This window comes from Bradyrhizobium sp. 604_D8_N2_3 (assembly GCF_051810765.1).
GTDB classification, from domain to species: domain Bacteria; phylum Pseudomonadota; class Alphaproteobacteria; order Rhizobiales; family Xanthobacteraceae; genus Bradyrhizobium; species Bradyrhizobium barranii.
Window position 1 is genome coordinate 5,587,601 of the sequence record NZ_JBPWPM010000001.1, and the last position, 25,577, is coordinate 5,613,177.

24 protein-coding genes are annotated in these 25,577 nt (G+C 65.5%); 11 read left to right on the plus strand and 13 right to left on the minus strand.

Going from position 1 to position 25,577, the window contains the following annotated elements; all coding sequences use genetic code 11:
• Genes AB7245_RS26650 through AB7245_RS26660 form a run of 3 tightly spaced genes read right to left on the minus strand, consistent with a single transcriptional unit; the run spans position 1 to position 2,673 of the window.
• Positions 1-1,437, minus strand: coding sequence for a TIGR01777 family oxidoreductase (locus AB7245_RS26650; protein ID WP_085405519.1), 1,437 nt, complete (start codon positions 1,435-1,437; stop codon positions 1-3).
• Complete coding sequence (locus tag AB7245_RS26655) at positions 1,434-2,099, minus strand: DUF4166 domain-containing protein (protein WP_085405518.1); 666 nt, start codon at positions 2,097-2,099, stop codon at positions 1,434-1,436. The genes AB7245_RS26650 and AB7245_RS26655 overlap by 4 nt, the downstream gene beginning before the upstream one ends.
• Before the next feature lie 16 nt (positions 2,100-2,115).
• Positions 2,116-2,673: a GbsR/MarR family transcriptional regulator gene (locus tag AB7245_RS26660; protein ID WP_071912979.1), complete on the minus strand. Its 558-nt coding sequence runs from the start codon at positions 2,671-2,673 to the stop codon at positions 2,116-2,118.
• 151 nt (positions 2,674-2,824) lie between these two features.
• Between AB7245_RS26660 and AB7245_RS26665 the strand changes: the two genes are divergently transcribed.
• Positions 2,825-4,345 (plus strand): PAS domain-containing sensor histidine kinase, encoded by a 1,521-nt coding sequence (locus AB7245_RS26665; protein WP_085405517.1) that lies wholly within the window; start codon positions 2,825-2,827, stop codon positions 4,343-4,345.
• Between the two features lie 44 nt (positions 4,346-4,389).
• Here the strand turns inward: AB7245_RS26665 and AB7245_RS26670 are convergent, their stop codons facing one another.
• The 4 genes from AB7245_RS26670 to AB7245_RS26685 form a co-directional block, all read right to left on the minus strand.
• The gene (locus AB7245_RS26670; protein WP_014494616.1) at positions 4,390-4,689 is read right to left on the minus strand and encodes an acylphosphatase; all 300 of its coding nucleotides are present in this window, start codon (positions 4,687-4,689) and stop codon (positions 4,390-4,392) included.
• The gene (locus AB7245_RS26675) at positions 4,686-5,552 is read right to left on the minus strand and encodes an isocitrate lyase/PEP mutase family protein (protein ID WP_085405516.1); all 867 of its coding nucleotides are present in this window, start codon (positions 5,550-5,552) and stop codon (positions 4,686-4,688) included. Before AB7245_RS26675 ends, AB7245_RS26670 begins: the two co-directional genes overlap by 4 nt.
• 157 nt (positions 5,553-5,709) lie before the next feature.
• The gene (locus AB7245_RS26680; RefSeq protein WP_085405515.1) at positions 5,710-7,725 is read right to left on the minus strand and encodes an acetyl-CoA carboxylase biotin carboxylase subunit; all 2,016 of its coding nucleotides are present in this window, start codon (positions 7,723-7,725) and stop codon (positions 5,710-5,712) included.
• 175 nt (positions 7,726-7,900) lie between these two features.
• Positions 7,901-8,971, minus strand: a complete 1,071-nt coding sequence (locus AB7245_RS26685; protein WP_085405514.1) for a zinc-binding metallopeptidase family protein — start codon at positions 8,969-8,971, stop codon at positions 7,901-7,903.
• Between the two features lie 213 nt (positions 8,972-9,184).
• On the opposite strand from AB7245_RS26685, the gene AB7245_RS26690 reads away from it, so the two are divergent.
• The 5 genes from AB7245_RS26690 (at position 9,185) to AB7245_RS26710 (ending at position 15,075) form a co-directional block, all read left to right on the plus strand.
• Positions 9,185-11,662 (plus strand): hybrid sensor histidine kinase/response regulator, encoded by a 2,478-nt coding sequence (locus tag AB7245_RS26690; RefSeq protein ID WP_085405513.1) that lies wholly within the window; start codon positions 9,185-9,187, stop codon positions 11,660-11,662.
• Positions 11,663-11,672: 10 nt separating this feature from the next.
• Positions 11,673-12,113 carry an EamA family transporter gene (locus AB7245_RS26695; protein WP_085405512.1) on the plus strand — a complete coding sequence of 147 codons (441 nt, stop codon included), beginning with the start codon at positions 11,673-11,675 and terminating at the stop codon, positions 12,111-12,113.
• A gap of 68 nt (positions 12,114-12,181) precedes the next feature.
• Positions 12,182-13,468 carry an MFS transporter gene (locus AB7245_RS26700; RefSeq protein ID WP_085405511.1) on the plus strand — a complete coding sequence of 429 codons (1,287 nt, stop codon included), beginning with the start codon at positions 12,182-12,184 and terminating at the stop codon, positions 13,466-13,468.
• 25 nt (positions 13,469-13,493) lie between these two features.
• Complete coding sequence (locus tag AB7245_RS26705; protein ID WP_439035073.1) at positions 13,494-14,744, plus strand: arsenic transporter; 1,251 nt, start codon at positions 13,494-13,496, stop codon at positions 14,742-14,744.
• Between the two features lie 97 nt (positions 14,745-14,841).
• Positions 14,842-15,075, plus strand: coding sequence for a hypothetical protein (locus tag AB7245_RS26710; RefSeq protein ID WP_063982670.1), 234 nt, complete (start codon positions 14,842-14,844; stop codon positions 15,073-15,075).
• Positions 15,076-15,121: 46 nt separating this feature from the next.
• On the opposite strand, the gene AB7245_RS26715 is transcribed toward AB7245_RS26710, so the two are convergent.
• Positions 15,122-16,486, minus strand: a complete 1,365-nt coding sequence (locus AB7245_RS26715) for an MFS transporter (RefSeq protein WP_063982669.1) — start codon at positions 16,484-16,486, stop codon at positions 15,122-15,124.
• Between the two features lie 25 nt (positions 16,487-16,511).
• Entirely contained in the window at positions 16,512-17,279 is a 768-nt protein-coding gene (locus AB7245_RS26720) for a GntR family transcriptional regulator (RefSeq protein ID WP_028152288.1), read from the minus strand.
• Positions 17,280-17,453: 174 nt separating this feature from the next.
• Here AB7245_RS26720 and AB7245_RS26725 point away from each other — a divergent pair, with 174 nt between their 5' ends.
• From AB7245_RS26725 to AB7245_RS26735, 3 genes are read left to right on the plus strand one after another with little or no spacing between them, the layout of a single operon-like run.
• Entirely contained in the window at positions 17,454-18,653 is a 1,200-nt protein-coding gene (locus AB7245_RS26725; protein ID WP_085405508.1) for a mandelate racemase/muconate lactonizing enzyme family protein, read from the plus strand.
• A 12-nt stretch (positions 18,654-18,665) separates the two neighbouring features.
• Positions 18,666-19,433 carry an SDR family oxidoreductase gene (locus tag AB7245_RS26730; protein ID WP_063982668.1) on the plus strand — a complete coding sequence of 256 codons (768 nt, stop codon included), beginning with the start codon at positions 18,666-18,668 and terminating at the stop codon, positions 19,431-19,433.
• A gap of 25 nt (positions 19,434-19,458) precedes the next feature.
• Positions 19,459-20,490, plus strand: coding sequence for an L-idonate 5-dehydrogenase (locus AB7245_RS26735; protein WP_085405507.1), 1,032 nt, complete (start codon positions 19,459-19,461; stop codon positions 20,488-20,490).
• Positions 20,491-20,504: 14 nt separating this feature from the next.
• Here AB7245_RS26735 and AB7245_RS26740 read toward each other — a convergent pair whose 3' ends face one another.
• Positions 20,505-21,371, minus strand: coding sequence for a DUF3280 domain-containing protein (locus AB7245_RS26740; protein ID WP_085405506.1), 867 nt, complete (start codon positions 21,369-21,371; stop codon positions 20,505-20,507).
• Positions 21,372-21,559: 188 nt separating this feature from the next.
• On the opposite strand from AB7245_RS26740, the gene AB7245_RS26745 reads away from it, so the two are divergent.
• Together AB7245_RS26745 and AB7245_RS26750 are read left to right on the plus strand one after the other, a co-directional pair.
• Entirely contained in the window at positions 21,560-22,945 is a 1,386-nt protein-coding gene (locus AB7245_RS26745) for a HAMP domain-containing sensor histidine kinase (RefSeq protein WP_063982665.1), read from the plus strand.
• Entirely contained in the window at positions 22,942-23,628 is a 687-nt protein-coding gene (locus AB7245_RS26750) for a response regulator (RefSeq protein ID WP_063982664.1), read from the plus strand. Before AB7245_RS26745 ends, AB7245_RS26750 begins: the two co-directional genes overlap by 4 nt.
• On the opposite strand, the gene AB7245_RS26755 is transcribed toward AB7245_RS26750, so the two are convergent.
• From AB7245_RS26755 to AB7245_RS26765, 3 genes are all read right to left on the minus strand, one after another.
• On the minus strand, positions 23,609-24,451 hold the full coding sequence (locus AB7245_RS26755; RefSeq protein ID WP_085405505.1) for a hypothetical protein: 843 nt from the start codon (positions 24,449-24,451) through the stop codon (positions 23,609-23,611). The genes AB7245_RS26750 and AB7245_RS26755 overlap by 20 nt on opposite strands.
• A 204-nt stretch (positions 24,452-24,655) precedes the next feature.
• A complete protein-coding gene (locus AB7245_RS26760) occupies positions 24,656-25,147 on the minus strand; it encodes an SRPBCC family protein (protein WP_085405504.1) in 492 nt (163 codons plus the stop codon).
• Entirely contained in the window at positions 25,147-25,536 is a 390-nt protein-coding gene (locus AB7245_RS26765; protein ID WP_028152276.1) for an ArsR/SmtB family transcription factor, read from the minus strand. The genes AB7245_RS26760 and AB7245_RS26765 overlap by 1 nt, the downstream gene beginning before the upstream one ends.
• Positions 25,537-25,577: the final 41 nt, after the last annotated feature.

Sequence of the window (25,577 nt, forward strand, 5' to 3'; positions counted from 1 at the left end):
TCACAGGATCGCCTCGAACGCGCTGCGCAGCGTTTCGTGCCGAAAGACAAAGCCGCGGCTCAGCGCCTTGTTCGGCAGCACGCGCTGGCCGCCGAGCAGAAGCTCGTCGGCAAAGCCGCCGCCGATCCGGCGCAACAGGCCGCCGGGGATACGAAACACCGCGGGCCGGTGCAGACGGCGGCCGAGCTCTTCGGTGAACTTTGCGTTGGTGACCGGGATCGGCGCGGTGGCGTTGACGGGCCCAGTGAGATCAGGCGTCGCCATCACATAGGCAATCAGCCGGATCAGATCGTCGCGCTCGATCCAGGACATCCACTGCCGCCCGGTGCCGAGCGGACCGCCGAGGCCGAACTCGAACGGCGTCAGCATGCGCGTGATGAAGCCGCCTTCGGTGCCCAGCACGAGGCCGATGCGCAAACAGACCACGCGGACGCCGAGCTCCTCGGCCGGCCGCGCCGCCTTCTCCCAGGCCGCGCACAGCTCGTGGCTGAAGCACGCATGTGACTTCGCCGATTCCGTCAGCACCTGATCGGCCCACAGGCCGTACCAGCCGATCGCGGAGCCGCTGACGAGCACATCGGGCTTACGCTCGAGCCGCGCGATCAGCCTTACGACCTCGCCGGTCATGTCGATGCGGGAGCCAAGAATCTTCGCGCGCTTGGCCTCGGTCCAGAGGCCATTGCCGATCGGCTCGCCGGCAAGGTTGACGATGGCGTCGATTGGCGTGTCCGCGGCGAGCTGATCAAGGCTGGTGATCAGCGTGACCGGCGGCGGCAGCATCTCGGCCTTCGCGGGGTTGCGGATCAGCGCGATGACGTCGTGCCCAGCCCCGCTGAGGCTCGCGGCAAGGCGACTGCCGATAAAGCCGGTGGCGCCAGTGATCAGCACGGTCTTGCGGCCGGGGAGCTTCTCGACGAGCCCGTGCGCGGGCACGCTTCGCATGCGGCCGAGCCGGCGCATCGCCGCAAAATCCCTGACGCCGCAGAGCGCTGCACCGACTGCGCAGGCAGTGGCGGCGATGCTGAGCAGGCCCTGATACACGACAATCACGCCGAACGGCTGCATCGCCCATTCGATCAGCACCGGCAGCAGCAGCACCAGGATGGCGCCATAGTTGATCGCGAGCAGCGTGTGGTTAATCCGCTCGCTCGGCGGCAGTTTGCGGCTCAGATCCTCCTCGACGAAATCCATCAGCGTAATGACGATCTCGGCGACCAGGACTGCCACGATCAGGATCGCCAGCACGCCGTAAACCTCCAACCAGCCGAGCAGCAGGAACAGCAGCGCATAGAGCATGTTGCGGATGCCGTGCAGCTTCAGCTCGAAACGCTGCGACGGGCGCCACGCCAGGCGCTCGGTGAATTCGTGGTGATAGAAGGTGTCGAACACGCCCATCACGATCTGGATGGCGATGAGGGTCCACAACAGCGGCGTCATGATACGGCCTCCCTGAACACGGCGGACTGGTGGATCAGCGCGCCGTAACGCGGGTGAGTGACATCGAGGGTGAAACGAAAGGCGCCCTCGCCGAGATCGCTGTGCGTCACCGTGAGATCGCCGGGCGTGAGCCATTGCGGCAGCGGGATCCACAAGCGTCCGAGCTGGAGTCCGTAACCGGCACTACGGAAGGTCAGCGCCTGTCCCTCGACCGCGATGCGGAGCGCCATCGAGACGCCGAAGCCGACATATTCCTCGAGCCCGGTCGGACCGGCGAAACGCTTGGCGGAATGGATCACCTGCGGAAAGCCGCGCTTGCGCGCGCAGATGCGGGTCCAGGTCTGGCCGCCGGTCGCGCCGTCCTCGGTGACGGTGACGATCATGGGGACGCCGGTGTCGCGGCCGGTTGGCAGCGGTCCGCCGATCAGGCGGGCGGCTTGCGCGAACCACCAGCCGATCTCGCTGAAGGAGACCTCGTCGACCACGCCGACATAGACGACGCTGTCGCCGTCCGCGACGCGCTTGGAGAAGCGCCGCCAGGTCGCGAGCGGCAGGCGGCCCCAATCCTCGTCCGACAGCAACGCGCGGAAGCGGCGGTCGTCGAGTAGTTTGACGTGAGCTGAGGGAGATGCGCTGGAGCCTGATAATCGAGCCGACGTCATCGCACCCTCCTCAACGCTATTTGGCCTTGCCCAGCGGCAGCAGGTTGGCGATCTTCTCGCCAAGCCGCATCAAGGCGACCAGCCGCGGTCGCGGCACCTTCAGCATCTGCATGAACCAGTGGTCGGCGAGCTCGGTGAAGGCGAGCATCTCCTTCAGCCGTTTGGCTGCGACCGGATTGATGGTGGGATCGTCGGCCGCATCGGACACGCAGGCCCGGAGCGCCGTGATCGCCGGATCGAGCTCCCGCTCCTTGCGCCGCGCCGCGATTCTCGCGGCGACCTCCCAGATGTCCGTCTCGGCCTCGTAATGGTCGCGGCGGTCGCCGAGGATCGGCACCCGCCGGATCAGATTCCAGGCGAGCAGCTCCTTCAGCGAGTTGGAGACGTTGGAGCGCGCCATGCCGAGCGTGTCGGCGATGTCCTCGGCCGTCATCGGCGCCTCGGCGAGATAAAGCAGCCCGTGGATCTGGCTGACCGAGCGGTTGACGCCCCACCCGTCCCCCATGTCGCCCCAATGCAGGATGAAGCGCTCGACGGCGGTGGGCAGTTTCTTCTTTCCGGTTATTTCTGTCATGACAGAAATATCTGACGAGCGCGACTGATTGTCAAGAGCGCTCGGCGGCTTGCGTCCTGTATACCGTCCGTCGTATTTGCCTAAAAACGGCCCAGAGAACGGGAACCAAACGCCCTTCGGGGCGTTTGCCCCGGTTCCAGGCGGGTTGAGAATGACGACAAAGTCCAGTCAACAGAGAGACTTGTTCGAAAGCGAGCGCAGTTTTCGGCTGTTGGTGGAAGGAGTCGCGGACTACGCGCTCTACATGCTCGATCCCACCGGGATCATCACGAGCTGGAACATCGGCGGCGAGCGGATCAAGGGCTATTCGCCCGAAGAGATCGTCGGCCAGCATTTCTCGCGCTTCTACACCGAGACCGACCGCGCCAACGGCAAGCCCGCGCGTGCCCTCGGCATCGCGCGGGACCATGGCCGCTACGAGGAGGAAGGCTGGCGCGTTCGTAAGGATGGCACCTTCTTCTGGGCGAGCGTCATCATCGATCCGATCTACGAGCACGGCAGCCTGGTCGGCTTCGCCAAGATCACCCGCGACATCACCGAGCGGCGCAATTCGCAGCTCAAGCTCGAAGCGATGCAGAGGCAGCTTGCCGAGTCGCAGAAGTTCGATGCGCTCGGACAGCTCACCGGCGGCGTCGCGCACGACTTCAACAACCTCCTGATGATCATCAGCGGCAGCCTTCACATCCTCAAGAAGCGCGATGAGGACGAGGCCAAGATTCAGCGTGCGATGTCCGCGATCGAGACCGCGACCAAGCGCGGCGCCGCGCTGACCGGCCAGCTCCTGACCTTCGCGCGGCGGCAGAGCGTCAATCCCCAGGCGATCCGCTTCGGCGACCGCATCGAGGCGATCCGCGAAGTGCTTCACGCCGGCGTCGGGAGCGCCGTTCGTCTCGCCTTCGACATCGACCGCGAGGTCTGGTCGGTCAAGGCTGATGTTGCCGAGCTCGAGACAGGGCTGCTCAACCTCGTCATCAACGCTCGCGATGCCATGCCCGACGGCGGTACGGTGACGGTCGGCGCACGCAACGTCGTCCTGAACGATCCGCTCCACAGCGGCGAGTACGTCGCCATCACCGTCGCCGATACCGGGCTTGGCATCCCCTCCGACGTCGTCGACAAGATCTTCGAGCCTTTCTTCACGACCAAACCCGTCGGAAAAGGCACCGGCCTCGGCCTGTCGCAGGTGCACGGCTTCGCTCATCAGGCGGGCGGCACGGTCAGGGTCGCAAGCGAGCTCGGCAAGGGCACGACCTTCACCATCCTGCTGCCGCGCGAAACCGCGACCGCACCAATCGATATCCCTGAAGCAGTGCCGGTTCCCGGTAGCGGCACCGTGCTGCTGGTCGAGGACAATCCCGACGTCGCGCTCGTCAGCATCGGATTGCTGGAGCAGCTCGGCTATCGCGTGCACCGGGTTGCCGACGCCGAGTCCGCCTTGCGCGAGCTCGAGAAGAACGGCGTCGACTTCGTGTTCACCGACATCGTGATGCCCGGCAAGATGGACGGGCTCGGCCTCGCCCATCATCTGCGCCAGATCCACCCTGGCCTGCCGATCCTGCTCGCCACCGGCTACAGCGAAGCCGCCGCCGATGTCCGCGGCGACTTCCCGATCCTACGCAAGCCCTACGAGATTCACGAGCTGAGCGAGGCGATCTCGAAGCTGCCAAGGTGAGGCTCTTCTTCGCCGCTCCCTGCAACCGGGGAGAGGGAGAAGACCTACACCGTCGGCAATACCGAAAACGCTTCCCCTGCCCTCCGCAGGTTCAACTCATCGGCACCGGCCGTCTCGCTCGTCACGCTATCCACACGCGATGACGGCGGGCCGTGGCGGCACAGCGCGACCATGTCGGCGACATGCTTCGGTGTGCCTGCGAACAGTGCTTCCACGCTGCCGTCGCGGCGGTTGCGAACCCAGCCTTCGAGGCCACTTGTTGTCGCCTGGTACTCGACCCAGGCCCTGTAGCCGACGCCCTGCACGCGGCCGCGGATCATGACCTGGAGGATCGCCCGGCTCATTTCTTCAGCCCGAGAAGATCGGCGCTGCGCGCCTTGACGTCGGCCTCGCGCATGACGCGGCTGGTCAGGTCCGGCGATGGGAGGCCCTTGAGGTTCTTCGGCGGCGTGCCCTCGCGCAACGCTTTCTGCGTCTCGTAGACGGCCTGCATGGCAGCCGCGATCGGCGCGTGGCCCTGAAGCGCGATGCGGACGCGCTGGCTGGCGAGATAGTCAATCGCGTTCAACTCGTCCGGCGCGCCGCCGAGCACGATGGGGAGATGCGTCGCGGCTACGATGGCTTCGAGCTCAGCGCGCGACTTGACGCCGGTGAAGAACAGCGCGTCGACGCCGGTCGCCTCATAGGCCCTGGCGCGGCGGATCGCATCCTCGATCGAGGTGACCGAGGCAGCTCCCGTGCGGCCCATGATGACGAGCGAGGGATCGCTGCGGCCATCCAGCGCCGCCTTCATCTTGCCGACGCCTTCTTCCAGCGAGATCAGCTGTGTCTTGGCCTCGCCAAAGGCGGCCGGCAATAGCGTGTCCTCGATGGTGAGGCCGGCGGCGCCCGCGGTCTCCAGCTCCTGCACCGTGCGGCGCACGTTGAGCGCATTGCCATAGCCGTGATCGGCATCGACCAGCACCGGCAGCGTCGCCGCGCGCGACATCCGCCGCATCTGCTCGGCAAGCTCGGTGAGTGTGATCAGCGTGACATCGGGGTCGCCGAGCACCGCGAGCGAAGCCACCGAGCCACCGAACATACCGAGTGGAAAGCCGAGATCCTCGGCGATGCGGATGGAGATCGCGTCATAGACCGAGCCCGGATGAACGCAGGCCGAGCCGGTCAGGATCGAACGCAGTTTGTCGCGGCGGGAACGAAAGGCCATGGTGCCCTCTCAACTGTTGCGACGCAGCCGCAACATACTCCGTCATTGCGAGCGCAGCGAAGCAATCCAGAATCTTTCCGCAGAGGCAGTCTGGATTGCTTCGCTGCGCTCGCAATGACGGTGTTGGTGGGGCCAGTGAGGGCCCCACTCACTTGCTTTACGCAAACTCCAGAATCAGCGCGTCCACCGCGAGCGTCGCGCCCGCGCTGGCGTGGATCTTCTTCACCGTGCCGTCCTGCTCGGCGCGGAGCACATTCTGCATCTTCATGGCTTCGATCACCGCGAGCGTCTCGCCGGCCTTGATCTCCTGCCCTTCGGTCACCGCGATCGAGACCACAAGGCCGGGCATCGGACAGAGCAGCTTCTTGCCGGTGTCGGAGGCCGTGGTCACCGGCATCAGCCGTGCCGAGGCTGCTTCCGCCTCGGTCCAGACATAGACCGGCACCTCGACGCCCTGATGCGCAAGGCGGATGCCGTTGGCGATCGGGCGCGCCTGCACCGCGACGAAATGGCCGTCGATGGTGCCCTGCCAGACCGGATCGCCCGGCTTCCAGGGCGACTGCAGCAGATGCGCGTTGCCGGCCCTGCCTTCAGCATCGACGAACCGGATCGCGATCGCATCGCCCTCGCGTCCGACCTCGAGCAGAATCTCCTGGCGGTCGAGCCAGACCGCGCGGCGACGCTCGCGCTGCACGATGCGGCCGCCCATCTGGCCCGAGATCTGCCGCTTGCGCTCGCCGAGCACGTGGTCGATGGCGGCGCCGACCGCCGCGATCCGCCGCGCGACCTCGCCTTCGGGCACGCGCACGGCAAAGCCCTTGGGGAATTCCTCGGCGATGAAACCGGTCGAGAGCCGTCCCTCACGCCAGCGCGGATGGTGCATCAGCGCCGACAGGAACGGGATGTTGTGCCTGATCCCCTCGACATAGAACGAATCCAGCGCGGTGGCCTGCGCCTCGATCGCGGCCGCGCGCGACGGCGCATGCGTGACGAGCTTGGCGATCATCGGATCGTAATAGATCGATATCTCACCGCCCTCCTGCACGCCGGTGTCGTTGCGCACCGTGATGCCGTCCTGGCTGGCTTCGGCCGGCGGGCGATACTTCACGAGGCGCCCGATCGAGGGCAGGAAGTTGCGGAACGGGTCCTCGGCGTAGAGGCGGGATTCCACCGCCCAGCCGGTGAGCGTAACGTCCTTCTGGCTGATCGCGAGCTTCTCGCCGGCGGCGACGCGGAGCATCTGCTCGACGAGGTCGATGCCGGTGACGAGCTCGGTGACGGGATGCTCGACCTGAAGGCGCGTGTTCATCTCCAGGAAGAAAAAGCTCTTGTCCTGCCCTGCGACGAATTCGACGGTGCCGGCGGAGTCGTAATTCACCGCTTTGGCCAGCGCGACGGCCTGCTCGCCCATCTTGCGGCGGGTGGCCTCATCGAGCAGCGGCGACGGCGCCTCCTCGATGACCTTCTGGTTGCGGCGCTGGATCGAGCATTCGCGCTCGCCGAGATAGATGACGTTGCCGTGCTTGTCGCCCAGCACCTGGATCTCGATGTGGCGGGGATCGACGATGAATTTTTCGACGAAGACGCGGTCGTCGCCGAACGAGGCTTTCGCCTCGGCCTTGGCAAGGTTGAAGCCCTCGGCAACCTCGCTCTTCGAATGCGCGATGCGCATGCCCTTGCCGCCACCGCCGGCGGAGGCCTTGATCATCACGGGATAGCCGATCTCGTCGGCGATCTTCACCGCGTGCTTGTCGTCCTCGATGACGCCGAGATAGCCCGGCACGGTCGAGACCTTGGCCTTCGCGGCGGCCTTCTTGGATTCGATCTTGTCGCCCATCGCGGCGATCGCGCCCGGGTTCGGGCCGATGAAGACGATGCCGGCGGCCTCCAGCGCGCGCGGAAACGCCTCGCGCTCGGACAGGAAGCCGTAGCCGGGATGCACGGCCTCGGCGCCCGTCTTGCGGCAGGCCTCCACGATCTTCTCGATCACCAGATAGCTCTCGGCGGCTGCGGGCGGGCCGATCAGCACGGCCTCGTCGGCCATCTCGACATGGAGGGCATCGCGGTCGGCCTCGGAATAGACCGCAACCGTCTGAATTCCCATGCGGCGAGCGGTCTTGATGACCCGGCAGGCGATTTCGCCGCGATTGGCGATCAGAATGCGTTTGAACATGCTTTTCTTGAGTCTCGACCTTGGGCGGGACCCTTCCCTGGCCGTTGGGGCCTGCGGGGACGGGCCGTGTGACCCCCGTGGTACATCAAAATCGGCCGGAGGCAACGGTCTAAATCCGCGCCCTCTGGCGTACCAGCGCAAGACCGAAATGGGCTTGGTGAGCCCCTGAGCTCACCTACGGCTTCGCGGCCTTGGCCACGTCCCTGACCAAGCCGTGAATGAAGCCCAGCTTGCCGACCACCGCCGGCGACAGGATGAACGGATAGAGATCGCGCAGCCCCATGGCGCGGTTGACGCTGTTGATGGCGAAGGTGAAGGGCAGCCATGCATTGACGAGCGCCTCGACGTCCCTCGTCTCATAGGGGTTGAAACGGATGCGCGCCGTCAACTCCCCGTCGCGATCGACCCTGGGGCGCACCTCCATGCCGAACTCGGAGGCCATCTCCAGGGTATCGACGATGTGGAGGTAGTGCGCCCAGGTCTCGGCGAAATCCTCCCAGGGATGCGTGGTGGCGTAGGCCGAGACGTAGGTCTGCTGCCAGTCCGGCGGCGCACCTTCGGCATAATGGAGCTGCAAGGCCTGGCCGTAATCGGCGGAATCGTCGCCGAACACGGCGCGGCATTCCTCCAGTCTGCCGCCCACGCGCACCAGCACGTCCCAGAAGTAATGGCCGACCTCGTGGCGGAAATGCCCGAGCAGCGTGCGGTAGGGCTCGCCCATCTCGAGCCTGCGCCGCTCGCGCTCGATCTCGTCGGTCTCTGTCAGAGCGATCGTGATCAGGCCGTTATCGTGGCCGGTCATGATCCTCTGCCCGCTGTTCGGATCGTCCGCGAGGAAATTGAAGATCAGCCCATGTTCGGGATTTTCCTGCCGCATCTGGAGCGGCAGCTTCCAGCGGATCAGGGAATAGAACAGCCGGTGCTTCGCCACCTCCAATTCGCGCCAGCCGGCGAGCTGAACCGGATCGGACAGATCGGGCACGATGCCGTTGTGGCGGCAGGCGCGGCAATAGCCGGTGGTGTCGCCCGCATCCGTCAGCCAGTTGCACGCGTCGTACTCGGCGTTGCGGCAGAGCATCCGCCCCTTGCCCTTGCCGGCGAGCGTCATCCAGGCCCCGCCGTCGGGCTCGATCGCCGACATCGTCTCCTTCTCCGGCAGGAACGCGACGCGGTGGCCGCAGCGTTCGCAGGCGCGGTTCTCGAAATAGAGGACGTTGCCGCAGTCCTGGCAGACAAAGAGCTTCAAGGTTTAGCCTCTTCGGGAAGGGAGTTTTATGATTAAGAGTTGCGACGCCTCGCAAATACGCGCACGGGGGCTCATGGTTCCAACATTCGGGAACAAATAGCCAGACCGGGCGTTCGTTCATACCCGCCCCTGCGATCGGTGGCGCCTTTCCGTCCTTATCCCCTTTTGAGTAATGGCTATCACGCTTTGTCTGTGGGAATATCGGCCCGGCACGTGCGCTCTTGCATCACAACGGCCGACACCTTGAACGATCCCTTGCCCGATACCACCGCCGCCGAAAGGCTGCGCCAGCACCTCGAAGAGATCGCGCGCGAGCGCGACAACGCCTATCACGCGCTCCAGGAGCGCGAGGCAGAGCTGGCGCGTATCCAGCGCATCGGCAAGGTCGGTGGCCTCGAGGTCGACTTCCGCGAAGGCTTCAAGAACCGCCGCTCGCCGGAATATCTGATGCTCCACGGGCTGCCGGCGGATGCCACCGACGAGTCGCATGAGGATTGGGTCAACCGCATCCATCCCGAGGATCGCGACGCCGCGGTCAAGCACTTCCTCGATGCGCTGGCCGGGACGAACGAAGACTACACCGCCGAATACCGCATCATCCGCCCCAACGACGGCGAGACCCGCTGGATCCGCGTCGTCGCCAAGTTCGAGCGCGACAGCGACGGCCGCGCCATTCGCCTCGTCGGCGCCCATATCGACATCACCGCCCAGGCACTCGCGCGCGAGACGCTGCGCGAGAGCGAGGAGCGCTTCCGGCTGATCGCCGACAGCGCGCCGGTGCCGATCTGGGTCACGAAGCTCGACCGCACGCGCTCCTTCGCCAACCAGGCCTATGTCGACTTCGTCGGCCTGCCTTACGACCAAGCCATCGATTTCGACTGGCGCAAGATATTGCATCCGGACGACCTGCCGCATGTGCTGCAGCAATCGGTCCAGGGCGAAGCGTCGCTGAAGCCGTTCGTGCTGGAAGCGCGCTACAAGAACGCCAGCGGTGAATGGCGGTGGCTGCGCTCGGAATCGCAGCCGCGCTGGGACCCGACCGGCAAGCACATCGGCTTCATCGGCGTCGCCCACGACATCACCGCCGCCAAGCAGGCCGAGATTGAGCTGAGGCGACTCAACGAGACCCTGGAGGAGCGCATCACCGAGCGCACCGCCGAGCTCGAATCCAACGAGGCGCGGCTGCGCGCGATCCTGGAGACAAGCAACCAGTATCAGGGGCTGGTCAATCTCAGGGGCGAGCTGCTCTACGCGAACCGGACTGCGCTCGATGGCATTCGCGTGGAGGCCCGCGACGTCATCGGCAAACCGTTCTGGGACACGCCCTGGTTCAACCAGACCCAGGGCATGAGCGCCGTCGTGCGCGAGGCCTTCGATACTGTGCTCAAAGGCGAAGCGGTGCGGCTGGAGATGCGCCTGCGCCTGCCCATCGGGGAGCGCGATTTCGACTTCGGCATGCGTCCCGTGCTCGACCGCCACGGCAACATCACCGGTGCGGTGCCCGAGGCCGTCGACATCACCGAGCGCCGCCGCGGCGAGGAAGCGCTGCGGCAGTCGCAGAAGATGGAGGCGATCGGCCAGCTCACCGGCGGCGTCGCCCACGACTTCAACAACCTCCTCACCATCATCCGCTCCGCGACCGACTTCCTGCGCCGCCGCGAGCTGCCGGAAGAACGCCGCCGCCGCTATGTCGACGCCATCTCCGACACGGTGGAGCGCGCCTCCAAGCTCACCGCGCAGCTTTTGGCCTTTGCGCGCAGGCAGCCGCTGAAGCCGCAGATCTTCAACGTCGGCAGCCAGGTCGAGGCCGTGGCGCAACTGGTCCGGCCACTGGTCGGCGGCCGCATCGCGATCGCCGTCGAGGTGAACGATGCCGACTGCTTCACGGTGGCCGACATCGCGCAGTTCGAGACCGCGCTGATCAACCTCGCCATCAACGCCCGCGACGCCATGGATGGCGAAGGCCGCCTCACCATCGCCGTGCGCAAGGTCGCGGGCATCCCGAGCCTGCGTGCGCAGTCGGCGCGCGGCGGCGACTATGTCGCGATCTCGGTCGCGGACACCGGCAGCGGCATCGCGCCTGAAAACATCGACGCCATCTTCGAGCCGTTCTTCACCACCAAGGAGGTCGGCAAGGGCACCGGCCTCGGCCTCAGCCAGGCCTTCGGCTTCGCAAAGCAGTCCGAGGGCGACATCGCGGTGACGAGCACGCACGGCGAAGGCGCGACCTTCACCATCTACCTGCCGCAGGCGCACAGTCCAGCCGCGGAGAAGGACGCTGCGGCACTGACCAGCGAAGCCGCCACCACCGGGCGCGGCTATCGCGTGCTCGTTGTCGAGGACAATGACGACGTCGGCCAGTTCTCGACCGAGCTGCTGGAAGATCTCGGCTATGTCGTCCGCCGGGTCGCCAACGCCAATGCGGCGCTCGGCATTCTCGGCGAGAACGAATTCGCCGTCGACCTCGTCTTTTCCGACGTCATCATGCCCGGCATGAACGGGGTCGAGCTCGCCGGCGTCATCCGCGAGCGCTATCCGGGCCTGCCCGTCGTGCTCACCAGCGGCTACAGCAACGTCCTCGCCGAGAACGCGCATCGCGGGTTCGAGTTGATCCAGAAGCCGTATTCGGTGGAATCGCTGTCGCGCATTTTGCGCAAGGCGATCACGGAGAAGTTGGCGGCGGCAAGGTGAGTAATAATCGATGAAACCCGCCCTCTTCTCAGCCTGGCAGACCTGGGCGCTGCTCTCGGCCTGCTTTGCGGCGCTCACCGCGATCTTCGCCAAGGTCGGCGTCGAGAACATCAATCCGGATCTGGCGACGTTCATCCGCACGATCGTGGTGCTGCTCGCCTTCTCGGTGCTGCTGTTCTTCACCGGACAATTCGCGGTGCCGTCGGCGGTCTCGTCGAAGACCTGGTTGTTCCTGGTGTTGTCCGGGCTTGCGACCGGCGCGTCCTGGCTGTGCTATTTCCGTGCGCTGAAGCTTGGCCCGGCGACGCTGGTGGCGCCGATCGACAAGCTCAGCGTCGTGCTGGTGGCCCTTTTCGCCTTCGCCTTTCTCGGCGAGCGGCCAACTGGACAGGGCTGGCTCGGCATCGCCATGATCGGCGCCGGCGCGGTGCTGCTGGCCGTGAAGTTTTGAAGGGCGGAACAAAGGTGGCGTGAGATCGGTTTCTGGCTGGTCGCTTCCCAGCCTCGATCGAGAGACCGATGTCGAGCCAAGCCTCCCATCACCCCACCGACCAGACGAGACGCGCCGGCCGCGCGCTGGATGCGGCCAACTTCTTCCTCGCCGACGTCCGCGACGGGCTTGGGCCCTATCTCGCCGTCTATCTCCTCACCGAGCAGCACTGGGACGAGGCGCGCATCGGCCTCGTGATGTCGATCGCAACCATTGCCGGCATCGTGGCGCAGACGCCGGCTGGCGCGCTGGTCGATGCGACGCGGGCGAAGCGGCTGGCGATGGTCATCGCCGCCATCATGGTGACGCTGGCATCGCTGTCGCTGCCGCTGTTTCCCGCCTTCCTGCCGGTCGCGGTCTCGCAGGGCATCGCACAGGCCGCCGCAGTGATCTTTCCGCCGGCGATCGCCGCCGTCTCGCTCGGCATCTTTGGCCACGCCGCCTTCACCCGGCGGATCGGCCGCAACGAGACCTTTAATCACGCCGGCAATGCAGTCGCCGCCGGGCTGGCGGGACTTTCCGCCTATTGGTTCGGTCCGACCGTCGTGTTCTACCTTCTCGCTGCCATGGCGGTCGCAAGCCTCGTGAGCATTCTCGCGATCCCCGCTCGCGCCATTGACCACGACCTCGCCCGCGGGCTGCACGACGCCGATACCAGTGACCGGTCGGAACAGCCCTCGGGTTTCGCGGTGCTCCTGACCTGCCGCCCCCTCCTCGTCTTCGCGGTCTGCGTCGTGCTGTTTCACCTGTCCAATGCGGCCATGCTGCCGCTGGTCGGGCAGAAACTCGCGCTGCAGGACAAGAACATGGGCACCAGCCTGATGTCGGCCTGCATCGTCGCAGCGCAAATAGTGATGGTGCCGTTCGCGATGCTGGTTGGCGCGAAGGCCGACCGCTGGGGCCACAAGCGCTTCTTCCTCGCCGCATTGTTGATCCTGCCCATTCGCGGCGCACTCTATACGCTCTCCGACAATCCGTTCTGGCTGGTCGGCGTGCAGCTTCTGGACGGCATCGGCGCCGGCATCTTTGGCGCGATCTTCCCCGTCATCGTCGCCGACCTCATGCGCAACACCGGCCGCTTCAACGTCGCGCAGGGCGCCATCATCACCGCCCAGAGCATCGGCGCGGCGCTGTCGACGACGCTTGCGGGCCTCGTCGTGGTCGGTGCCGGCTACAGCGCGGCGTTCATCACGCTTGGCGCGGTCGCCGCGATCGGCGCCATCGTCTGCCTCCTCGCTTTGCCCGAGACCCGGCGTGGCACCTTGCAGGCACAGGGGAAGACAGCGGCTCCAGCATCGGTTATCGCTGCCGAATGAACCGACCCAACCTCAAGGACTGAACGTGCCGTCTGACGCCATCTGGGCTTGGAGCATTATCGTCGCCGCGACCGCAGGCGTCATCATCCGGCCTTTCCGCCTGCCCGAGGCGATCTGGGCCGTGATCGGCGCCGGCGCCCTGGTGCTGCTCGGCCTCCTGCCGTGGCAGGACGCGCTCACGGGCATCGAGAAAGGCGTCGACGTCTATCTCTTCCTGATCGGCATGATGCTGATCGCCGAGCTCGCCCGGCTCGAAGGCCTGTTCGACTATCTCGCCGCCCTCGCGGTCGAATATGCAGCCGGCTCACCTCAGCGGCTGTTTCTGCTGATCTATCTCGTCGGCACCGTCGTCACCGTGCTGCTCTCCAACGACGCCACCGCGATCGTGCTGACACCCGCCGTCTACGCTGCGACGCGCGCGGCCGGCGCCAAGCCGCTGCCCTATCTCTTCGTGTGCGCCTTCATCGCGAACGCCGCAAGTTTCGTGCTGCCGATCTCGAACCCCGCCAATCTCGTGGTGTTCGGCTCGCACATGCCGCATCTGACCGAATGGCTGCGTCAGTTCGCCCTGCCCTCGCTCGCCTCGATCGTGCTGACCTATGTCGTACTGCGCATCACCCAGCATCGCGCGCTGAAACAGGAGATCATCGAGCGCCGCGTGCCGCACAAGGTGCTCAGCCGTGGCGGCAAGCTGACCGCGATCGGCATTGCTGCGATCGGCGTGATGCTGATCACGGCCTCCGCGCTCGACAAGCAGCTTGGCCTGCCGACCTTCATCTGCGGCGCCGTGACGACCGGCCTCGTCCTGCTGCTCAGCCGTCAGTCGCCCATGCCGGTGCTGAGGCACGTGTCCTGGAGCGTGCTGCCGCTGGTCGGCGGGCTTTTCGTGATGGTGGAAACACTGGTGAAGACTGGCGTGATCGGCCATCTCAGCGCACTTCTGCACGAGGCCGTCGCGCAGTCCGTACCCGGGGCCGGCTGGCGCGTTGGGATCGCCACCGCCATCGCCACCAATATTGCCAATAACCTGCCGGTCGGCCTCGTCGCCGGGTCGATCGTGGCCGCCGATCACCTGCCCACCTCGGTCGTCAGCGCCATCCTGATCGGCGTCGACCTGGGACCGAATTTCTCGATCACCGGTTCGCTCGCGACCATCCTGTGGCTGGTTGCGCTCCGCCGCGAAAAAATCGAGGTCGGCGCCTGGCCGTTCCTCAAGCTGGGCCTGCTGGTGACGCCACCCGCCTTGATCGCAGCGCTTGCGGCTGCGATCTGGTAATCGCGCGCAATTTGCGGCGCATCAATGTCGCCGCCAAAGCCGGACCTATGCTTCTTCGCGTCGCGCAGTCTCATACGGCGCGGCACGGAGGTCCATCATGCAGATTCAGTCAAAGGCATTGCCGCAGAGTTTTTCCCTGCGTCGGTCGTTTCGGAGCTTCACCGCGCCGGAACAAGGTGGCGGGACATATCACCCCCTGCTCGTCGTCTCGGTCGTGGTGCTGCTGACCCTGTTCGCGATCGTGGAGATCGACCTCCACAGCGCCCAGCTTCAGGCGATCGGCCTGCTCGGCCATGGGTCCGGGATCAATCCCGTCTTCCTGAGCCCGTAGCGGGAAAAGCCCGATCGCGGCCACAAGGCCGCGACCGGGCAACGCGTTAGTCGTTCTCGTAGCCGTAGACTTCCGGCAGGATGAAGATTGCGGCGAGCAATCCGATCAGCGGGAAGATCGCGACCATCAGCGTGGCATTCGCCTGGCCGATCGCCGCGAACACCGTCGGGAACAGGAAGATCGCCAGGAACGACGGCAACTTCACGAACATGTAGGCGAAGCCGCTGGCCGTGCCGCGATACTTGGGCTTCGCAACCATGGTCGGGATCGTCATGCAGTTCGACGCGTCCCAGTAGTGGCCCCACAACATGGCGGCCGCCGCGAACGGCAGCAGTATCTTGTTGTCGGTGTAGAGCGCGAAGGCAGCGACCAGCAGCGAAGCCAGCACGATGCTGAAGCCGGCGATCGAGATGCCGCGGTGGCCGATCTTCGGCGTCAGCAGCGGACCGACCCAGCCGGACAGAGCCGCGAAGGAAAACAGCGCCATCGTCACCAGATTGATGCCGAGCACGCTCGACACGCCAACCATCACGAACAGCACCGGCAGATAGAATGCGAAGGTCGAGAACTCGCTGCCTTGCGCGAAACAGGCGATCCAGCCGTAGATCGTGGCGCGCCAGCGGATCGGGTCCTTCCTGAGGTCGGCGATGAAGGCACGTGTGCTGACCTTCGGCACCTTCACGTCCTGGTCCGGCAACATGTCGAGATTGTCGTTGAACATCTCGCGCGCGACCTTCTTGGCCTCGCGGTAACGTCCCTTCTGCACCAGCCACACCGCCGTCTCCGGCACGTCGTGACGCATGATCAGGATGATCAGCGCCGGCACCGCGCCGAGACCGAGCGTCACGCGCCACAGCATCTCGTGCTGCATGTCGATCAGCAGGAAGATCACGATAACACCGATGGTGAGAACTTCACCGACGGCGAACATGAATTGCCAGCGATTGCCCATGACCTCGCGCTCACCCTTGGCCATGGATTCCATGATGTAGGTGTAGCCGGTCGAAATATCCGAGCCAAGCGGAATGCCGAGCAGGAAGCGGATCACGATGAGCCAGGTCACGTTCGGCACGAAGGCCTGCGCCAGCGCGAGCACGATGAACAGCACCATCGTCACCAGGAACATGACGCGGCGGCCGATCTTGTCGGAGAGCCAGCCGCCGAGCAGCGCGCCGATCAGGGCGCCGCCCTGCGTGCCGGCGGCGGCAAGACCCAGCATCAGCGGATCGGGATTGTACTGTTCCTTGATGAAGATCAGCACGAAGGCGATCGAATAGAGATCCCAGGCTTCGACCAGGATCGAGGCCATCATCAGCCAGCCGACCTTGTTGCCCTTGGGACTGTAGTTCGTGATGAGGTAACGGACCGCGGCTTCGCTCGCGGTCGGTTGTGGCATCGCCGTCGTTAACATCTTTGGTCCTCTCTTCAAAACTTTCTTACGTGCCGAGCAGCGGCTCGATGCTGCAATCGAGCAGGCGCGGATCGATCCCCGCCTCCATGCCCGTGAACATGTGGTCCATGTAGTCGATCAACGCATCGCTCGCCTTCACCGCGTCCTCGACGTGGCGGCCGGCGACCGCAACGAGAATGGCGAGGTGGCGATCGATCGTGCCTGACAGTTCGGCCTGCCCCGGCATGAAGCGATGGTGGATGTAGCCGATGCGGCGGTACAGCGTGTGCAACGGCCGCAGCGTGTGCACCAGGAAGGGCTCGCCGGCGGCTTCCAGCACCAGCGCGTCGATGCGGCGATCGATGCTGTTGAATTCGTCGAGGGTCAGGGTGGCGCGGCGTTCGCGCAGCAGACGCTCGATGTGCAGCGCCTGATTGCGATGCGACAGGCTGGCGCGATCCGCCGCGAGCCGCACGACGAAGCGCTCCATGTCGCGGCGCAAGGCCAGCAGCATCCGCTCGCGCGCAAGATCGATCGGCGCGATGTGCAGGCCGTGGCGCGGACGGATGATGATGAGCGTGTCAGCGGAGAGGCGATTCACGGCGTGATGCACCGGTGTGCGCCCGAAGCCGGTGATGTGCTGCAATTCCAGCATCGTCATGAATTGTCCGGGCTTAAGCTCGCAGTGGACGAGCAGCTCTTCGATCCTCTGGTAAGCCAGCTCGAAGAAGTTGAGCCGGTTGCGGCGGGAGGGCTTGCCCTCGCCGTCGTCCTCGTTTCTCACCACCTCGAGCGCGCGCTTGCGCCGTGCCATGTCGTCCTCCTGTCAGCCGCGCTCTCATTGCTGGGTGGCGCCTTAGTTGTGGGACCCTTAAAACATGTTGTGATATATTACAAGCAGGCGTAAGACGTTCGCGCGATCTGCAACATGTTGCAGCGCGAAATGAGACGTCAGGTGCGAGGCGCCTGTGATGGGAGGATTGTTGCCGTGAAGATCACGTCAATCGAGACGCTGCGCACCGAGGAATTTTCGAACGTCATCTGGGTACGCGTTCACACCGACACGGGCATGATCGGTCTCGGCGAAACCTTCTATGGCGCGGGCGCGGTCGAAGCGCAGATCCACGACACCTTTGCCGGCCGCCTGCTTGGCCGCAATCCGCTGCATATCGAGGCGATCCATCGCGACATGCTGAACCTGCCGATGGCGCAATCCTCGACCGGCGTCGAATACCGCGCGGCCTCCGCAATCGACATCGCGCTATGGGATCTGTTCGGCAAGGTCTGCAATCAGCCTGTACACCAGATGCTCGGCGGCCTCTGCCGCGACAAGCAGCGCATCTACAACACCTGCGCCGGCACCCAATATGTCCGCTCCACCAATATCAGCCCCGTCGCCAACTGGAATCTCGGCGCCTCCAAAGGCCCCTACGAAGACCTCGACGGCTTCATGCACCACGCCGATGCACTGGCCGAAAGCCTGCTGGAGAGCGGCATCTCCGCCATGAAGATCTGGCCGTTCGACCCGGCCGCACAGGAGAACAAGGGCCTCTACATCACCGCAGCCCAGATGAAGCGGGCGATCGAACCGTTCGAGAAGATCCGCAAGGCCGTCGGCGACAAGATGGAGATCATGGTCGAACTCCACTCACTCTGGAACCTGCCGACCGCCAAGCAGATCGCACGTGCGCTCGAGCCCTACAAGCCGACCTGGTACGAAGACCCGATCCGGATGAACTCACCGCAGGCGCTGGCCGAATATGCCCGCTCGACCGATGTCTGGGTCTGCGCCAGCGAGACGCTGGGCTCGCGCTTTCCCTACAAGGACATGCTCGACCGCGACGCCATGCATGTGGTGATGGCAGACCTGTGCTGGACCGGTGGCCTCACCGAGGGTCGCAAGATCGCGGCGATGGCCGAGACCTATCACCGCCCGTTTGCGCCGCATGACTGCATCGGCCCGATCGGCTTCATCGCCGCCATCCACATGTCGTTCAGCCAGCCCAACACGCTGATCCAGGAATCGGTGCGCGCCTTCTACAACGGCTGGTACAATGAGCTCGTCACCACGATGCCCACGATCAAGGACGGCTTTGTCTATCCGATGGAAGGACCCGGCCTCGGCGTCGACCTTCTGCCCGCCGTATTTGACCGCTCCGATCTGACCGTGCGTCGCTCCAACGTCTGAGGATTTCTTGAGATGAGCACCGCCCTCTTCGACCTTTCCGGCCGCACCGCGCTCGTGACCGGCTCCTCCCGCGGGCTCGGCCGCGCCATTGCCGAGGGCATGGCCAAGGCCGGCGCCAAGATCATCATCAACGGCGTCGACCCCAAGCGCGTCGAGCAGGCCGTCGCCGAGTTTCGCGCCGCCGGTCATCAGGCCGAGGGCGCCGCGTTCAACGTCACCGATGAGCCCGCGATCGTCGCGGCCTTCGAGCGCTTCGACCGCGAAGGGCTCGCGGTCGACATTCTCGTGAACAATGCCGGCATCCAGCACCGCAAGCCGCTGGTCGAGTTCACCACCGACGAATGGCGCAAGGTGATCGAGACTGACCTCACCAGCGCCTTCGTGATCGGCCGCGAGGCCGGCAAGCGCATGATCCCGCGCAAGCACGGCAAGATCATCAATATCGGCTCGCTCGGCAGCGAGCTCGCGCGTCCCACCATCGCGCCCTACACCGCGGCCAAGGGCGGCATCAAGAACCTGACCCGCTCGATGGCGGTGGAATGGGCCCAGCACGGCATCCAGGCCAATGCGATCGGCCCCGGCTACATGCTCACCGACATGAACGAGGCGCTGGTCAACAACACCGACTTCAACAACTGGCTGATGGGTCGCATCCCCTCCAAGCGCTGGGGCAGGCCGGACGAGTTGGTGGGCGCGGCGATCTTCCTGGCGTCGGACGCTTCGACCTACGTCAACGGACAGATCATCTATGTCGATGGCGGCATGATCGCCGCGATGTAATCGCGAAAGCCAAGGGAACGAGACCATGCGCGCCGTCGTCATCCACGCCCCGAAAGACCTGCGGATCGACAGCTATCCCGATCCAGCCCCCGCCCCGGGCGAAGTCCGCGTCAAGATTGCGAACGGCGGCATCTGCGGCTCCGATCTGCACTACTACCATCACGGCGGTTTCGGCGTCGTGCGCATCCAGCAGCCGATGGCGCTGGGCCACGAGATCGCGGGCGTGGTCGCGGCCGTCGGTGACGGCGTCACCAATGTGAAGCCGGGCACGCGCGTCGCCGTCAATCCGAGCAGACCGTGCGGCCAGTGCCTGCATTGCCAGGAAGGCATGCGCAACCAGTGCCTCGACATGCGCTTCCTCGGCAGCGCGATGCGCTTCCCCCACGTGCAAGGCGGCTTTCGCGAGTTCATCACGGTCGATGCCACGCAAGCCGTGCCGATTGCTGACAAGCTGTCGCTGGCGGAAGCTGCGGTGGCCGAGCCGCTCGCAGTGTGCCTGCATGCCGGCAAGCAGGCCGGCCCCCTCCTCGGCAAGCGCGTGCTGATCACGGGTTGCGGGCCGATCGGTGCGCTGATGATCCTCGTCTCGCGCTTCGGCGGCGCGTCCGAGATCGTGGTGACCGATGTCGCCGACGCACCGCTCGCGGTCGCGAGAAAGCTCGGCGCCACCCACGCCATCAATGTCGCGGCCGATGCCACAGCGCTCGATCCCTGGCGCGCCGGCAAGGGCGTGTTCGACACCCTGTTCGAGGCCTCCGGCAACCAGGCCGCGCTTCGCACCGCGCTCGACGTGCTTCGGCCCGGCGCGACGCTGGTGCAGCTCGGTCTCGGCGGCGAGATGACGCTGCCGATCAACTCCATCGTCGCCAAGGAATTGCAGCTCCGCGGCACCTTCCGCTTCGACCCCGAATTCGAGCTCGCGGTGCGGCTGATGGGCGAAGGGCTGATCGACGTGAAACCGCTGATCACGGCCACCATGCCGTTCGAGAACGCGGTCGCCGCGTTCGAGCTCGCCAGCGACCGCTCGCGGTCGATGAAGGTGCAGCTGACGTTCTAGGGCGAGTATCGCGGTTACTGGCTCTCGATCAGCTTATCGCTGACCAGCCTGACCGCGCCCCGTTTCCACGAATAGTCCGCGCCCATGCGCAGGCCGCTGTCGCCACGCGACAGTACCGCACCGGTCCTGGCGTCGCGGACCTGGAAGCCCAGTGTGTATTCGGTGCGGCTGACCCGCCGGACCACGCCGATCAGCGACTGATCCGCGCCGAGCTTTTGCGCGATCGCCGCCTCGCAGCCACCGCAATCCCGCAAGGCGCGCGCCTTGACCGCCTCGCCGCCGGCATCAACGATGCGGTAACGGCCGGATTGGCCCAGCGCCTCGCGCACGCTGCCGGTGACCTCGGCCAGATATGACGCATCCGACGCGGCCGAAGTGCCCGCCGAGGCGGCGGTCGTATCCTCGAGCTCGAAATCGAACACGGCCAGCGCGACCGGCGCGGGCGTGGCGAGCGCGGCCACGACCTCGCGAGACACGAAGATCTCGGCACGCTCCCATGATTCATCATTGTCGCCGCGGAAGGTGTAGAGCTTGTCCATCACGAGCTTCTTGGCGCCGACGTCGATGACGGCGACCTTGGCCCATTGCACCAGCGTGCTGGTCTTCTGGATGCCGCCGATGACCTTGAATGCCGCGCCGTCCTGGGCAGACGGCACCGGCCGGTAACGGCCGTCCGCACTGATATCCCGCCTGAGCGCGGCCATGAACGCCGACAGCCGCCGCTCGTGGGCGGCGGTCTGGTTGGCCGGCTCGGCCGACGTATCGGTGTAGCTGAAATCGTCCATGGCAACGCCGATGGCATCCTCGGCACCGGCAGGCGAAGAGACCGCCGGGAGGACGAAGAGGAGGAAAGCAGAGAGGATCAAGCTGATACGGCGCATGCGGGCCTCGTGTGATGGAGCGGCGGCGCAATCTGGACGGCAACCTCATGCCATGCAGCCGTCCCCGTCCCGGCGCGTGCCGGGAAAATTTCACGACGTTGCACCGCGGTAAGCGCGGCGCTTTGCGCCGCTCGCGTTCTGCCGTTTAATGCTGGGGCGACAATTCCGTTCGCGCCAGGTGCCCGCCGATGTGGAACCGCCCGAGGTTCGATCTCAAGGTCCGTCTGACGTTGCGCGTGGCCGCCATATCGGCCGCGTGCTTCGCCGCGATCTCCGCCTATTTCCTCATCACCGCCGACCGCGCGGCCCATGCGCGCCTCGACGACATCGCCGCCATCGTGGCCAAGACGCTGGAGCTGCAACAGGGCAAGATCCAGTGGGTGGCCAGCCCCCGCTCGGACTTTCCCAACCTCGACCCCGTTTCGGCCTATGTGATGACGCCCGGCCTGTGCCTGGCGTTCCGCGGCGTGAGCGGCGACATCATCCAGCGATTCTGCAGTGGCGCGCCGATCCCGGCGAACCCGCCGCCGCAAGTCTTCGTGGCTTTCTATCGCAGCCTGTTCGACCCCGGCCGCGAGGCGGCACGGCCCGTGATCGTGCGCGGAACGAAACTCGGCGAGACCGTGGTCTCGGTCGACCCGGCCGTGCAGACGGCCGACGCCTGGCACGAGGCCGGCCGCCTGATGCTCGCACTTGCGATCGCACTGCCGCTGTTGTGCGTCCTGGTCTACGCTGCGCTGGCGCGTGCGCTGCGCCCCACCCGCATGATCCGCTCCGGCCTCGAACGGATCGCCGCCAATGACCTGTCGACGCGGCTGCCGCCGTTCGATCTCGCCGAGCTGTCGGCGATCCGCGACGTCTTCAACCATCTCGCCGAAAGCCTCGACACCGCGCTGGCCGAGCGCAGCGAGCTGACGCGGAAACTGATCGCACTCCAGGACGAGGAGCGCCGCCATCTCGCGCGCGAGCTGCATGACGAGTTCGGCCAGTCGCTGGCCGCCATCCGTGCGCTCGCCTCCTCTGCCCGCCAGACCGCCGTACAGGACTGCCCCTCCCTGCTTGGCGAGTGCGACGGCATCGCGCGGACCGCAACCGGCATGATGGAGACGCTGCGCGGCGCGCTGTTCCGGCTGCGCCCGCCTGATGTCGAGGAGCTTGGGCTCGTGGCGAGCCTCGAAGGCCTGGTTGCGGGCTGGAACGGGCGTAGCCGCGGCCAGACGCGGTTTTCGATCCGGTTCGACGGTGCGTTCGCGACCCTGCCCGCCACGATCAGCGCGAGCCTCTACCGCATCGTGCAGGAGGCGCTCACCAACGCCGCCAAGCATGCCGGCGCCACGCGGGTAAGCCTGGAGCTTGCGATGCGTGCCGACGAGATCGCACTTGCGATCGACGACGACGGACGGTCGAACGATCCCGTCGCAAAGTCCGGAATGGGCCTGCTCGGCATGCGCGAGCGCGTTGCGGCCTTGCGCGGCCAGTTGAGCTTCGAGGCCGCGCCGAACGGCGGCTCTGCGCTGCGCGTGGTCATTCCGCTTGCAGGCCTCGATCGGCAGCCACTGGAGCGCGCGGCATGAGCGCGGCCGATGCGACCATTCTGCTGGTCGACGACCATTCCGTCGTCCGCGAAGGCTATCGCTCCGTGCTCCAGAAGCAGCCCGGGCTTCGCGTCGTCGCCGAAGCCGCCGACGGCGCCGAGGCCTACCGTCTCTTCAAATCCGAGGCGCCCGACCTCGTCATCATGGATCTGAGCATGCCCGGCATCGGCGGCATCGAAGCCGTCAGGCGCATCAGGCAATGGGACAAGGCGGCACGGATCCTCGTTTTCACCATGCACGAGAATGCCGGCTTCGCCGTGCAGGCGATCCGCGCCGGCGCGCGGGGCTATGTCACCAAGACCAGCCCGCCCGAGACGCTGGTGCGCGCCGTTATGGACGTGCTCGCCGGCAAGATCGCCATCAGCCCCGACATCGACCACGAGCTCGCGCTCAGCCGCATCAGCGGCGAGAGCTCGGCCGCCGACGTGCTCACGCCGCGCGAGTTCGAGGTGCTGCGGCTGCTACTCGCCGAGAACACGACGGAGGAGATCGCCGAAACGCTCCACGTCAGCCCGAAGACGGTGGCGAACCTGCATTCGCTGATCAAGGACAAGCTCGGCGTCGGCTCCGACATCGAGCTGGTCCGGCTGGCGCTGCGGCAAGGCCTGCTAACGCAGGCCGATCTCGGCGAAGCCCGGTCGCTCAGGCCAGATAACGCGTGAGATAGCCTTCCATGGCGTAGAGCGCGCAGAGCGCGAGGCTCGACCACACCGCAGCGGTGAAATACAGGAACATCCAGGTCAGCTCGCCCTTCCAATGCGCGATGTCGTGGGTCACCACCCAGCGCGTCGCGACGTCATGCAGACCTTCGAGGAAGCCGAGGAGCTTGTTGCCCTCTTGATGCCCTGCCCGCCAGCGGCTGAGATACATCGGCACGTCGACGGTGACGAGGAAGGCGAGGAAGCAGGCGATGCCGACGATGCCGGCGATCAGCGCCCATCGCACCGGTCCCTGGAATTCCGGCATGAGGCGGCACAGCGCGATGCCGGCGAGGAAAAACGTCACCGCCCACAGCGAGTTCTCGATCGCGTTGTAGAGGAAGTTCGTGGTGACGACCGCGTACCAGGAGAAGCACTCCGCGACGATGATGATGGGCACGATCACCAGCGCGATGTTCACCGCGGTCTCCGCGCCCGTCATGTGACCCAGCTGATGCAGGATGATCGCCCATTGCGCGACGAAGCACAGCTCGGCCACGGTCGCGACGGTGCGGCCGACGAAGACGCTGGAGAGCCAGGTGTCGAACAGGCAGATGCGCTGCACGTCGGCGCGCGGCAGGAACGATCGGAACGCGCAGCCGAACACATAGCCGGCGCAGAGCAGGAACATCAGCCCGATATCCGAACCGCCGCCGGCGCTGCGGGCAACCGTCGGATAGAACTCGCGGTACAGCATGAACCAGACGAGAATGTTGGCAGCACTGACAAGCGTCAGGGACCCCCACCACCACGCGAGGGGATTTGACCGCGCCTGCCACTGCAACATGAATCGCTCCGCCGTAACCGATATGACATTTAGTGGTAGCAATTCTGTCATAAATCGGCGGCACGACGCGACAAAAATCTACGTTATGGCGCTGTCATAATTGACCTGCGCGCTGTCATATTCGCGAAGGCGACTGCTCTCCCCATGCGTTTTCCGAGCTTATTCCGGGGCGCCTTTCCGAGGCCCCCGGAATAACGCGGGACTCTATTTCTTCATCCCGGCAACATACGCCGCGAGCTTGTCCATCGTCTGGTAGCCATACTCGACGGCACCGAAGCTGATCATGCCGTCGCGCTGCTCGGTGCTCGAGGCCAGTTGCCGCATCATCAGCACGGTCTTGCCGTTGCTCTGCTCGGCAAAGGTGAGTGTGAAGCGGAACATGCCGGGATCGTCGTCCTGGTCGACGCCGTGATCCATCTCCATCAGCGACGGCCGCTCGATGCGGCGGAAGCGCATGCGGTTCGGATAGACGGTGCCGTCAGGGCCGATCATGTTGAAGCGCCAGACGCCGCCGACGCGCACGTCGATCTCGAAGGTCTCGATCTTGAAGCCCTTCGGCCCGAACCATTGCGGGAGATGTTTTGGATCGGACCACGCCTCGAACACCAGATCGCGCGGCGCGTCGATCACGCGCGACATCACGATCTCGCGGTCGATCGACCATTGCGACAGAGCAGGATTGGCAGAATTCGTCATCACTCAGAACCTTTCCGTTTGGTTGTGCGGGACGGCCGCTTGGCGGCCGCCCTCTCCTTCTCTTTCTTCAGTTGCAAGACGTAAGCCTCGAACCTGTCGAGCCGCGCCTCCCAGATCGCGCGCTGCTGCTGGAACCAGTCCTCCGCGCCGACGAGCGCGTCCGGGCTGAGACGGCAGGTGCGCACGCGGCCGGATTTCTCCGACTGAACGAGCCCGCTCGTCTCCAGCACATGGATGTGTTTCATGAAGCTCGGCAGCGCCATCTCGAACGGATCGGCGAGCTCGCCGACCGACGCCTCGCCGGCACAGAGCCGCATCACGATCGCCCGCCTTGTGGGATCGGCGAGGGCTGCGAAGATCTGGTCGAGCTGGGATAATTGGTTAGCCATGAAGCTAACTATAGACCCGCCACCGCCGGACGTCAATAATT

Excerpts from the sequence above, each read along its gene's own strand:
- AB7245_RS26650 (WP_085405519.1), bottom strand. The coding sequence starts at position 1,437 with ATGACGCCGCTGTTGTGGACCCTCATCGCCATCCAGATCGTGATGGGC.
- AB7245_RS26655 (WP_085405518.1), bottom strand. The coding sequence starts at position 2,099 with ATGACGTCGGCTCGATTATCAGGCTCCAGCGCATCTCCCTCAGCTCAC.
- AB7245_RS26660 (WP_071912979.1), bottom strand. The coding sequence starts at position 2,673 with ATGACAGAAATAACCGGAAAGAAGAAACTGCCCACCGCCGTCGAGCGC.
- AB7245_RS26665 (WP_085405517.1), top strand. The coding sequence starts at position 2,825 with ATGACGACAAAGTCCAGTCAACAGAGAGACTTGTTCGAAAGCGAGCGC.
- AB7245_RS26670 (WP_014494616.1), bottom strand. The coding sequence starts at position 4,689 with ATGAGCCGGGCGATCCTCCAGGTCATGATCCGCGGCCGCGTGCAGGGC.
- AB7245_RS26675 (WP_085405516.1), bottom strand. The coding sequence starts at position 5,552 with ATGGCCTTTCGTTCCCGCCGCGACAAACTGCGTTCGATCCTGACCGGC.
- AB7245_RS26680 (WP_085405515.1), bottom strand. The coding sequence starts at position 7,725 with ATGTTCAAACGCATTCTGATCGCCAATCGCGGCGAAATCGCCTGCCGG.
- AB7245_RS26695 (WP_085405512.1), top strand. The coding sequence starts at position 11,673 with ATGAAACCCGCCCTCTTCTCAGCCTGGCAGACCTGGGCGCTGCTCTCG.
- AB7245_RS26700 (WP_085405511.1), top strand. The coding sequence starts at position 12,182 with ATGTCGAGCCAAGCCTCCCATCACCCCACCGACCAGACGAGACGCGCC.
- AB7245_RS26710 (WP_063982670.1), top strand. The coding sequence starts at position 14,842 with ATGCAGATTCAGTCAAAGGCATTGCCGCAGAGTTTTTCCCTGCGTCGG.
- AB7245_RS26715 (WP_063982669.1), bottom strand. The coding sequence starts at position 16,486 with ATGTTAACGACGGCGATGCCACAACCGACCGCGAGCGAAGCCGCGGTC.
- AB7245_RS26720 (WP_028152288.1), bottom strand. The coding sequence starts at position 17,279 with ATGGCACGGCGCAAGCGCGCGCTCGAGGTGGTGAGAAACGAGGACGAC.
- AB7245_RS26730 (WP_063982668.1), top strand. The coding sequence starts at position 18,666 with ATGAGCACCGCCCTCTTCGACCTTTCCGGCCGCACCGCGCTCGTGACC.
- AB7245_RS26735 (WP_085405507.1), top strand. The coding sequence starts at position 19,459 with ATGCGCGCCGTCGTCATCCACGCCCCGAAAGACCTGCGGATCGACAGC.
- AB7245_RS26740 (WP_085405506.1), bottom strand. The coding sequence starts at position 21,371 with ATGCGCCGTATCAGCTTGATCCTCTCTGCTTTCCTCCTCTTCGTCCTC.
- AB7245_RS26745 (WP_063982665.1), top strand. The coding sequence starts at position 21,560 with ATGTGGAACCGCCCGAGGTTCGATCTCAAGGTCCGTCTGACGTTGCGC.
- AB7245_RS26750 (WP_063982664.1), top strand. The coding sequence starts at position 22,942 with ATGAGCGCGGCCGATGCGACCATTCTGCTGGTCGACGACCATTCCGTC.
- AB7245_RS26755 (WP_085405505.1), bottom strand. The coding sequence starts at position 24,451 with ATGTTGCAGTGGCAGGCGCGGTCAAATCCCCTCGCGTGGTGGTGGGGG.
- AB7245_RS26760 (WP_085405504.1), bottom strand. The coding sequence starts at position 25,147 with ATGACGAATTCTGCCAATCCTGCTCTGTCGCAATGGTCGATCGACCGC.
- AB7245_RS26765 (WP_028152276.1), bottom strand. The coding sequence starts at position 25,536 with ATGGCTAACCAATTATCCCAGCTCGACCAGATCTTCGCAGCCCTCGCC.